This is a genomic window from Roseospira visakhapatnamensis (genome assembly GCF_014197915.1).
GTDB classification, from domain to species: domain Bacteria; phylum Pseudomonadota; class Alphaproteobacteria; order Rhodospirillales; family Rhodospirillaceae; genus Rhodospira; species Rhodospira visakhapatnamensis.
Genome location: NZ_JACIGK010000054.1, coordinates 1 through 10195 on the forward strand (window position 1 = coordinate 1; position 10195 = coordinate 10195).

At 74.4% G+C, this 10195-nt stretch carries 7 protein-coding genes; all 7 read left to right on the top strand.

Annotated elements, in window-relative coordinates:
* Positions 1–201 precede the first annotated feature (201 nt).
* Complete coding sequence (locus GGD89_RS18735; RefSeq protein ID WP_184048805.1) at positions 202–750, top strand: phage virion morphogenesis protein; 549 nt, start codon at positions 202–204, stop codon at positions 748–750.
* A 1-nt stretch (position 751) separates the two neighbouring features.
* Positions 752–1192 carry a phage tail terminator protein gene (locus GGD89_RS18740; RefSeq protein ID WP_184048808.1) on the top strand — a complete coding sequence of 147 codons (441 nt, stop codon included), beginning with the start codon at positions 752–754 and terminating at the stop codon, positions 1190–1192.
* A 203-nt stretch (positions 1193–1395) separates the two neighbouring features.
* Positions 1396–2670, top strand: coding sequence for a hypothetical protein (locus GGD89_RS18745; RefSeq protein WP_184048811.1), 1275 nt, complete (start codon positions 1396–1398; stop codon positions 2668–2670).
* A gap of 139 nt (positions 2671–2809) precedes the next feature.
* A complete protein-coding gene (locus tag GGD89_RS18750; RefSeq protein ID WP_184048814.1) occupies positions 2810–3238 on the top strand; it encodes a hypothetical protein in 429 nt (142 codons plus the stop codon).
* A gap of 53 nt (positions 3239–3291) precedes the next feature.
* Positions 3292–3582, top strand: coding sequence for a hypothetical protein (locus GGD89_RS18755; protein WP_184048817.1), 291 nt, complete (start codon positions 3292–3294; stop codon positions 3580–3582).
* Complete coding sequence (locus tag GGD89_RS18760) at positions 3572–9412, top strand: phage tail tape measure protein (RefSeq protein WP_184048820.1); 5841 nt, start codon at positions 3572–3574, stop codon at positions 9410–9412. Before GGD89_RS18755 ends, GGD89_RS18760 begins: the two co-directional genes overlap by 11 nt.
* On the top strand, positions 9409–10195 hold a 787-nt coding region (locus GGD89_RS18765; RefSeq protein WP_184048822.1), incomplete at its 3' end, for a hypothetical protein. The genes GGD89_RS18760 and GGD89_RS18765, both read left to right, overlap by 4 nt.

Genomic DNA, 10195 nt, shown 5'->3' on the forward strand with positions numbered 1-10195 from the left:
GAATGGAGGGTAGCCCATCCGTGGGGCTCGCCCCACGGATGGGCACGCAGGTGCGCCCCCACGAACAAAATTTCCAGACATCAGGTTACACAGCCGACAGCAGCCGCTGGACACCGCCACCGGCCAACCCACCGGCGGTGGCGCGGCCATTGTACCCATGGCGCCGGGCCAGTTCGGCGGCGACGGCATGCGTGGGTTCTGATGGCCGGGATCTCCATCACCGTTAGCGCCGACGACCTGGTCACCGCCGGCTTGGATGGTCTGGTGGCCCGGGCCGATGACATGTCCGGGGCCATGGACGAAATCGGCGGGATGATGACCACGTCCACGCGGCATCGGTTCGAGATGGGCGTGGATCCGGACGGCAACCCCTGGCCGCCGTCACTCCGCGCCCTGGCCGAGGGCGGGCAGACCCTGGTCGATCGCGGGCATCTGCGCGCCGCCGTGACCTATCAGGCCACGGCGGCGCGCGTGCGCCAGGGCACGAACCTGGTCTATGCGCGCATCCACCAACTCGGCGGAGAGATCAAGCGCCAGGCCCGCACGCAGACCATCCACCGCCGCCTGTATGCGGACGGCCGGCTGGGCGAACGGTTCGTCAAGCGCACGGCGCGCGGCGCCGTCGCCACCGATCACGCCGTGGGCGCCCACACCATCACCATGCCCGCGCGCCCGTACCTCGGCCTGTCGACCGCCGATCGCGCCCAGGCCGGCGAGATCCTCGCCGACTGGCTGACGGGAGCGTGGTGACATGATCGGAGCCGCGCTCGTCGATCCCCTCATCGCCCGGGTGGCCGCCGTGCCGGGGATCGCCACCGTCGAGACGGCCGAGGACCTGGCGGCGCTGATCGCCGCCGGCGACCTGCCAAAACAGACACCGGCGGCCTTCATGCTGCCCAGCGACGAGGGTGCCGAGACGCTGGCGCGCTCCGTCCACACCAGCCGTATCAGCACCATCATGACGGCGGTTCTGGCCACCCGGGCCTCCGGACGCGGGCCGGCCGACCGGCCGCTCGACGCCCTGGGTCATGCCGTCATCCGCGCCCTGGACGGCGTGGCGCCGGCCGACGGCTGGACGCCGCTGGGCTACCAGGGCGGCCGCCAGCAGATCCGCGCCGCGTCCCGCGACCGGCAGGGCGCGGTGTTCCTGACACTCGACTTTCTGACCACCACCACTTTGAGGAGGACCTGAGCCCATGAGAGCGGCTGGCACCTTCATCCATGACACCGCCGGGCGACCGGCCCGCGCGGCGGCTCCCGGCGTCCGGCCCGACCCGGCCGCCGCACCCCCGCCGACCATATCCGCGCCCGGCGATCCGGTGCCGGCCCCCGCGCCGGCCGAGAACGGTCCCGTGACCGGCGGCCGCCGGCGCGGCGGCAAAAAGGAGACTTGACATGGCGCTGTCGACCCGCAACCGAGAGATCCTCGCCGCCCTGGAGGCCGCCTATGGCCAGGGCGCGGCGGCGCCCGAGGACTGGGTGGCGCTGCTGGCCATCGACGCCGAACTGCCGAGCCTGACCGGCCAGGATGTGCAGCGTAAGACCGTGCAGCCGCACCTGGGCGCGCGGCCCGTGGGCACCTATCAGGAACGCGTGCCCCTGTCCTGGTCCCACGAGGCCGTGGGCTCGGGCGACGTGGCCGCGCCCCCGCACTTCGATGCGCTGTTGCTCGCCTCGGGCTGGTCGCGCGTGGCGCTCACGGGCACCGCCACCGTGGCCGCCGCGCCGATCGCCGTGGGCACGCCCACCGGCGGGTGGAGCTACGTCGTCGGCACCGGATACACCGGCCTCAATCGGCGCCGCTGCACCGTCACCTGCACCACCGCCGGCGGCTCGGGCGTGGCCCAGGCCACCATCGCCGCCCCCGCCACCGGCCTGGGCGCCACCGCCGAGGCGGCCCATGAGGCCACCGCCGTCACCATCACCGACGCCACCCCGATCAGCCTGCCCGGTGGCGCCGAGATCACGCCCGCCATGGCCGCCGACTGGGCAATCGGCGATCAATGGGTGATCGAACTGACCCCGCCGGGCGTGGAGTACTGGCCCAGTTCGGATCGCCGGAACCACGCCAGCGCCGCCGTGCGCGTCAATCTGGACGGCACCCTGTTCGAAGCCCCGGGCGCCCGCTTCCAGATCGGCGCCAACTTCGCGATCGGCGGCTATCCGGAGGTAAGCTTCAAGGGTGTCGGTCTGTGGACCGGCGCCAGCGCCACGCCGACGGGCAACCCCGACTTCTCGGCCATCCGGGATCCCGAGGAGCTGGATACCTACAGCCTGACCCTGAGCGTGGAGCCCGTCGATCTGTCGGCCGCGCCGTGGATGCCCGTGGGCCAGAGCCTGACCCTGCGCGGGGGTGGCGACGTAGTCTCCAAGAGCCGTACCACGCTCGACACCGTAGAGGTCACCGATCACGAGATCACCGCCGATCTGGTGGTGGAGGAGCCGGCGGCCGACGCCGTCAACGTTTGGGACTGGGTGGGCCAGCGCCGCCGGGTGCGCGCGGTGGCCGGCACCCGTCTCGGCGAGCGCTGCGAGATCACCCTGTTCAACGCTCAAATCGGCCGGCCGACCCACCGAGAGGATCAGGGCGACGTGATGGTCACCATTCCGCTGCGCGCCCTGACGCCCACCGGCGGCGGCGACGACGAGGTGAGTATTAGATTCTTTTGATGAAATCGGCCCGGCCGGCCCTTTGGGCCTCGCGGGCCTCCGCCGCTTCGCGGCGCCGGGCCAGTCGGCCCGGCCGGCCCCTGCGGGGCCGGAGGTAGCCCATCTAGCCACGTTTAAATGGCCCTGAAAGGACCCTCCGATGACCAAGTTTGTCGTGCCCGCGAATAGTGTGTGGACCTGGGACGAGCCTGTCGAGGTCACCCCGCCCGGTGCCGAAGCGCCGCAAGTCATCACCATGACCTTCCGCACCGTCGAGGACGTGGCGGGCCTGCTGCAATCCAGCGTCGAAGGTGAGGCAACCAACGCCGACCTGATCCGCGCCCTCGCCACCGGCTGGGACGCGGCCTTCGAGGACGGCGCGCCCATCCCGATCGACGGTGACAAGGGCGCGCCGCTGCTGGCCCAGCCCTGGATCAGCACGCCGATCCTGCGGGCCTACCTGGCCTCAGCCGGACTGGCCACCGCAAAAAACTCGCCGCCGTCGGCCGCGCCTGGGCACGCGCCCGGTATGGCGCCGGCGGCCAATCGAGCGACCCGGCGGGCCGCCGCGAAGACCGTCAGGCCCTGAGCGGCGGCCGTGCGCCGCCGGCGGACCCGCCGGCGCCGCCGCGCGAAACGGTGGTGCCGGTCCATCCGGCCTGCGCCGACGCGGTGGCGCTGTTCCTGGCGGCCGACCGCGAGTGGGAGGTCAGCCAGCAAACCGGGCATCTGATGAGGTGGGACATGGTCGCCTGCGAGGTGGTGTGGCGGATGATGGGGATCCCGGTGGGGTCGCCGCGCGTGGCCAGCGTCATCGAGGCCGCGCGCGCCATCGCCGCCCACGCCCAGGCCGAGGCCAACCGGCTGATCGGCGCGCGCCTTGAGCGCGACCGCCGCCGCCGTGACCAGGAGCGTCCCGCCCATGGCCGGTGACGCCCACCAGACCGTCTCGGTCGAACTGCGCGCCGAGACCGAGGGCTTCCGGCGCTCCCTCCAGGTCAGCCGCGAGGACTGGGAGGCCTGGCGCCAGGCCGCCAACCAGGCCGGTGACCAGGCGCGCGACACCGGTCAGGGCCTGGAGGCCCTGGGCCAGGAGGCCCGGGAGGCCGCGCGCGGCGCCGATGCCCTTGGCGACCAGACCGCCCAGGCGGCCCGGCAGGTGGATACGCTGGGCGACCAGGCGGCCCAGGCCGCGCGGCACGCCGACACCATGGGCGACCAGGCGGCCCGGGCGGCCCGACAGGTGGACACCCTGGGCGACCGGGCCGGCCAGTCCGCGCGCCAGGTGGACAGCCTGGGCCGGCAGGTCGACCAGCTGGGCGCGCACGCCGGCCGGGTGCGGACCCTGGTCGGCGGCCTGGCCGCCGCCGCCGCCGGCCTGGGCGCGCTTCGCATCGGCCGCGACGCCGTCCAGTCATGGGTCGATTACGAGGCCGCCCTGGTGGGCGTCGGCAAGGTCACCGACCTGGCCGGCGCCGACCTGCGCGCGCTGGGCGACGACATCGCCGCGCTGGCGCTGCGCCCGGAGATGGGCGCGACAACCCTGGAGTTGCTCGACATCGCTCAGGCGGCCGGGCAACTGGGGGTGGATGGCGCCGCGAACATCGAGCACTTCACGGCCACCATCGCCATGTTGCAGGGCGCCACCGACCTGGTGGGCGGCGAAGGCGCCATGCAGCTCGCGCGCATCCTGACGGTGACCGGCGAGGGCGAGGAGGCCGTGGACCGGCTGGCGTCCAGCGTCGTGGCACTGGGCAATTCATTCGCGGCCACCGAAAGCGAGATCGTCCACGCCACCACCTATGTGGCCCAGGCCACGGCGCTCTACGACGTGTCGTCGGCCCAGGCCGCCGGCCTGGCCGCCGCCCTGACGGCGATGGGCGTGCGCGCCGAACTGGCCGGCGGCGCCGTCGGCCGCGCGTTCCAGGCCATCAATGACGCGGTGCGTCAAGGTGGCGACGAACTGCGCGCCCTCGTCGACCTGACCGGACGGTCGGCCGAGGATCTGCGCGAGGCCTTCGCGGAAGACGCGATGGGGGTGTTCGAGGACGTCGTCGAGGCGCTCGCCGAGGTCCGGGAGGCCGGCGACGACGTGGGCGCCGTCTTGACGGCCCTCGGCCTGACGGCCGGCGAGGACACACGCGTCATGGGCGCGCTGGCGGCGGGCGTCGAGACCGTGACCGGCGCCCTGAACATGTCCGGCGTGGCCTGGGACGAGAATACTGCGCTGTGGATCGAGGCGGCACGCGCCGCCGAGACGGCCGAAGCGCGATTCACGGTATTCCGGAACACTATCGGTGCGATACAGCGCACCCTCGGTGAGGCGTTGACGCCGGCGCTGGTGGCGGCGGCGGCCGAGATCCAGGAGATGATCCTGGCGGCCCGCGATAGCGGCCAGCTGGCGGCCTGGGCCTCGGGCGCGGCCTCGGCCGTCACCGCCCTGGCCGAGGCGGCCGTGTGGGCGGCCGATCATGCCGACATCCTGATCGCCGCCGCCGCCGGGCTGGCCGCCGTGGCGCTGGCCAAATGGGCGCTCGAGGCGGCGGCGGCCCTGCGCGCCCTGGCCGTCGCCGCGTGGGCCAACCCTTATGTCCTCGCCGCCGCCGCCCTGGTGGCCCTGGGCGTGGCGGCGTATGACGCGGCCACCGAGACACGGGCGCAGCAACAGGCCATCGTCGACCTGCACGCCGACCTGGATACCTGGCGGGAGAAAACCGACGGCGCCCGCGACGCCCTGGTCGGCGAGACGGAGGCCACCGCCGACAGCACCCGGGAGCTGCTGGCCAATACCCAGGCGCGCCTGGAGGCGGTCAAGGCACAGATGGCGTTCTGGGACGCGAACGACCCGGACGGCCTGCGGGCGCGGTTCGTGCCGGGGTACCAGGCCGGCGAGGACGCCGGGCTGGCCGCGCTCAGGCAAGAGCGCGCGCGCCTGGAGGCCGACATCGTCGCGCTCCAGGACCAGTTGGCCGAGGTGAACGACCGCCGGCGCCGCGCGGGGACGGCGCCGCCCGGGGACGGCGGCCCGCCATCCTCCGTGCCCTCCATCGCGCCGCCCGGCGCCGGCGACGAGGCCTGGGCCGACTGGGTCGCCCAGACCGAGCGGGCCACGGCGGCCGCGCAGGCCATGGCCGGGGCGGTCGACCAGGGCGCGGCGGCGATCCAGGCCGCCGAGGTGGCGGCGGCGGCCGAGATCCTGGTGCTCCAGCACGGCGCCGCGCGCCGCGCCGAGATCGTCGCCCTGTTGACGCAAGAGGCCGCCGCGCGCCAGGCCCTGGCCGTGGCGCAGACCATCGAGAGCCTGGACCGCCAGATCGAGGCCGAACAGGCCCTGGCCGCCGCGCACCGGCAGGGCCGGGACGCCGTGCGCGAGGCCAATGTGGAGAACCGGGTCGCCGAGACCCTGGCGCGCCTGAACATCGAGGCCGGGTCGGCCGAGGCGGAAGTGATCCGCGAGAAGGTCGCGGCGGCGGCGGCCGCCGCCGAGGCGACCCAGCGCGCCGCCGAGGCATCGCAGAGCGCCGATGCCTGGGCGCGCTGGGTGGACCAGACCGAACTGGCCACCCGCTCGGCCCAGGCCATGGCCATCGCCGTCGGCCAGGGCGCGGCGGCGATTCAGGCGGCGGAAGTGGCGGCGGCGGCCGAGGGGCTGGTGCTCCAGCATGGTGCCGGACACCGCGAACGGATCGTTACCCTGTTGACGCAAGAGGCCGCCGCGCGCCAGGCCCTGGCCGTGGCCCAGGCGGTGGTCGACCTGGACCGCCAGATCGAGGCCGAACAGGCCCTGACCGCCGCGCGTCTGGCCGGGCGCGACGCGGTCGCGGCCGCCAATGTGGAGCGCCAGGCGGCCGACGTCCTGGCGCGACATAATATAGAGTCCGGGTCGGCCGAGGCCGAGGTGATCCGCGAGAAGGTCGCGGCCCTGGCCGAGGAGACCGAAGCCCGCGAGCGCGCCGAGGCCCTGGGGGACATGCGCGACCGGCTCGACGGGCTGAAGGCCGAGGCCGCGTGGCTGGTCGCGGTGACGCGGCAGCGGGCGCTGTCGCGGGCCGAACTGGAGGCCATCCAGAGCCTGACCGCGCGGGGCATCGACCTGACCAGCGAGCACGCCCGCCAGGAGCGGGCGCTGGCCAAGGCGATCGCCGACCAGACCCGGGCGACGGAACGGGCGCGCGCGGCGGCCACCGACTGGGCGGACGGCGCCACCCAGGCCATCCATGACTATCAGGTGGCGGTGCTGGACAGCGCCGCCGTGACCGAGGATGCCTTCACCGGCGTCTTCAGCAGCTGGGAAGACAGTCTCGCCGACTTCATCGCCGAGTTCGATTGGTCGATCGACGCCGCCAAGACCCTGATCGAGGACCTGGGCGACGCGGTGCTCTCCGAGATCGCGCGCATCGCCGCCCGGTCCATCGTCGGCGGCGTGACCCAGCCCATCGGCGCCCTGTTCGGAGTAGGGCCAGCAGGCACCCCCGCCGGCGCAGCACCCGCCGGCGGCGCGGCGGGGACCGCCTATCCCGTCGCCGGGCCGGCCGGTGGCATGAACACCATGTCGGTGTTGTCCACGGGCATGGCCGGCAACGCCATCTTCAACGGCTCGACCCTTGGGACCGACCTGGTCACCGGGAGCATCGGCCAGAGCCTGGGGCTGTACACGCCGCCCGGGTTCATGGGTCTGGACGCGGGTATGGGCGTCATGACCGACTTCGGCAGCGCCCTCGCCGGCGGCCTGAACGCGGCGCCCTGGGGCATCGTCGGCTCGCTGGGCGCGAACCTGCTGGGGTTCCAGGGCAGCGGCGACCCCTTCATCGACCTGGGCCTTCAGGGTGGCGGCGCCGTCCTGGGCGGCATCGGCGGCACGGCGCTGGGCGGGGCCATCGGCGGCCAGATCTTCGGCGCCACCACGGGGTCGGTCCTCGGTCCCGTGGGCGCCATCGGTGGCGCGTTCCTGGGGACGATGCTGGGCGATCTGTTCGCCCCCACCCGCCCGCATCCGGCCGGCGGCGGGCACATCACCGTCGACCCGGACGGCACGGTCAGCACCGGTCACTACTTCGGCAAGCACACCGACCTGGCGGCGCAGCAGGCGGCGGTGGACCCGTTCGGCACCTTCGTCCAGCAGATCATGGACCTGACCGACGCCCGGCTGTCGGGCGCGCTGGACATGGCGATCAGCGCCGACGACGGCGAGTTCCGCCTGACCACGCCGCACACGCGGGTACCGCAGGACCTCCAGCCCTACGTGTCGAGCGTGGTCGAGGGCCAGTTCATCGACTTCACGACCATGGAGGCGGCGCAGTCGGCCTACCTGCGCGCCCTGGGCATCGCCATCGAGGACATGCCCGACGCCTCGCGGGTCCTGCAAGATGTGACGCCGGACAACATCGAGACGGTGCTGCCGGACCTGTCCTTCGTGATGGAGTTCGAGACAGCGCTGGCCGGCCTGGCCGAGGGCGTGACCGACTGGTCGACCAGCGTGCGTGCCCAGACCGAGGCCAACCTGGGCGCAGCCGCCGACACCTACACCCAGTTCCTGGACGACACCGCGCGGCTGATGCCCGAGCGCATGGCCGAGGCCGACGCGGCGGTGAAGCAGTCGGCGCTGATGCTGGTCGGCCTGGCGGACGCGGCGGACCAGCTCAATCCCGAGATCCAGGCGTTCATCGGCCAGACCGAGGGGCTGCGGGACCAGTTCTCCGCCGTCATGGGGGCCGCCGGCTGGACCGACGAGAGCATCGGCGCGGCCGGCTTCGCCAGCCTGGCGGAGGCGGAGACCGAGGCCGTGCGGCGGTCCCTGGAGGGCTGGCTGGAGACCGTCGCCCTGACCCACGACGGCGCCGCCGCGCTGGCCGAGGCCTTCGGCGACATCCCCGGCGTCCTGGACATGCTGGTCGCCGATGTCGAGGCCACCGCGCGCGCGCTGGAAGACGCCTGGACCGACCGCGAGCATGCGGCCACCGGCCAGGGCTACCTGACCACCCTGGACGCCCTGGCCGCCGACTACGAGGCCGGCCTGACCGCCGCCGCCGAGACCGGCGCCGACGCGTCGGCCCTGGCCCGCGCCGTGACGGCCGAGATCGCCGCCGCCGTCTCGGGGCTGGACGCCTCGGCCCTGGCCGACCTGATCGACCAGTTCGCGGCCACCGGCATCGTCGCCACCGGCTTGTCCCAGGCCCTGCACGACCTGGAGGTGTCCGCCGCCCGGGCGCGGGACGCCGCCGTCGCCCAGGAGCGCGCGACCCTCGACGCCAGCCTGTGGCGCCTGACGGGAAACACGGCGGCCATCCGCGCCGCCGAGATCGCCGCCGCGACCCCGGAAAATCGCGACATGGTGCGCTACCTGCACCAGGTCCGGGACCTGCTGGCCGCGCACGGCGAGGCCGCCACCATCGCCCGCGAGGCCGCCGAGGCGCAGGTGGACGCGGCCCGGGAGGCCTACGCCGCCTGGCGCGAGACCGACGCCGCGCGGCGCGAGGCGCTGGCCGAGGCGGTGGCCACCTGGGCCGACCTGGCCCGCGTCGCCGACGGCGTGGGCGCCGACCTGCGGCGCTGGCTGGACGGGCTGGACACCGGCGCCGCGTCGACGCTCGCGCCGCGCGCCCGCGCGGCCGTCCATGGCGAGGCCTCCGCCGGCCGGCGCACCGACGGCGGCCTGACCCAGGTCCTGGTGGACGAGCTGCGCGCGTTGCGCCGCGACCTCGGCGCTCAGACCGGCCGCGCCGACCTGGCCGCGCGCGCCGCCGTCGGCGGGCGGCGCGCATGAGCACCGAAACCCGCATCCGCGTCGAGGCCCTGGACGGCGACGGCCAGTCCGTGACCCTGCGCCTTTCCGACCGGGGCTATGCCGCCCAGGGCTCGCAGGGCGCCGGCGAGGGCCCTGTGGACTGGATCGATGGCCTGGAGACGCTGCCGGTGCTGACCCGCTCCATGGGCCTGGATCTGGACCCGGCGCGCTCGGCCGACACCGGGGTCTCGGCGGTCACGCTGGCCAATCGCGGCGGCCAGTGGGACCACCTGCGCGACTGGGCCTGGGGCCGGGCGATCACGGTGCTGGAGGGTCCGGCCGACGCGCCCACGGCCCAGTTCACGCCGGTGCTCACGGGCATCGTCGAGCGCGCCGACGTCGGCTGGTCGGGCGTCGACCTGATCCTGCGTGACCGGCTCGCCGACCTGCGGGACCGGCCGATCACCGAGGCCACCCTGGCCGGCACCTCCACCGGGGGCGGCCTGGGCGCCGAGGGCGGCCCCAGCCTGGCCGGCCGCCCCGTGCCCACCGGCTGGGGGGTGGTCGAGGCCCTGAGCCCCGTCGAGGTCAACCCCCACGACACCCTCTATCGCCTCGGCCCGTACCATGCCCTGGACGCCGCCGCCGACGGCGGCGCCCCGCTGACGATCGGGGACAGCTATCCCGACCTGGACAGCCTGGTGGCCGCCACCCTGGCGCCGGGGGAGGTCGCGGGCTGCCCGGCGCTGGGCGTCATCCGCCCGGCCGCGCCCCCCGACGGCGCGTTCACCGTGTCGGCCCGGTTCCATGCCGACAGCAGCG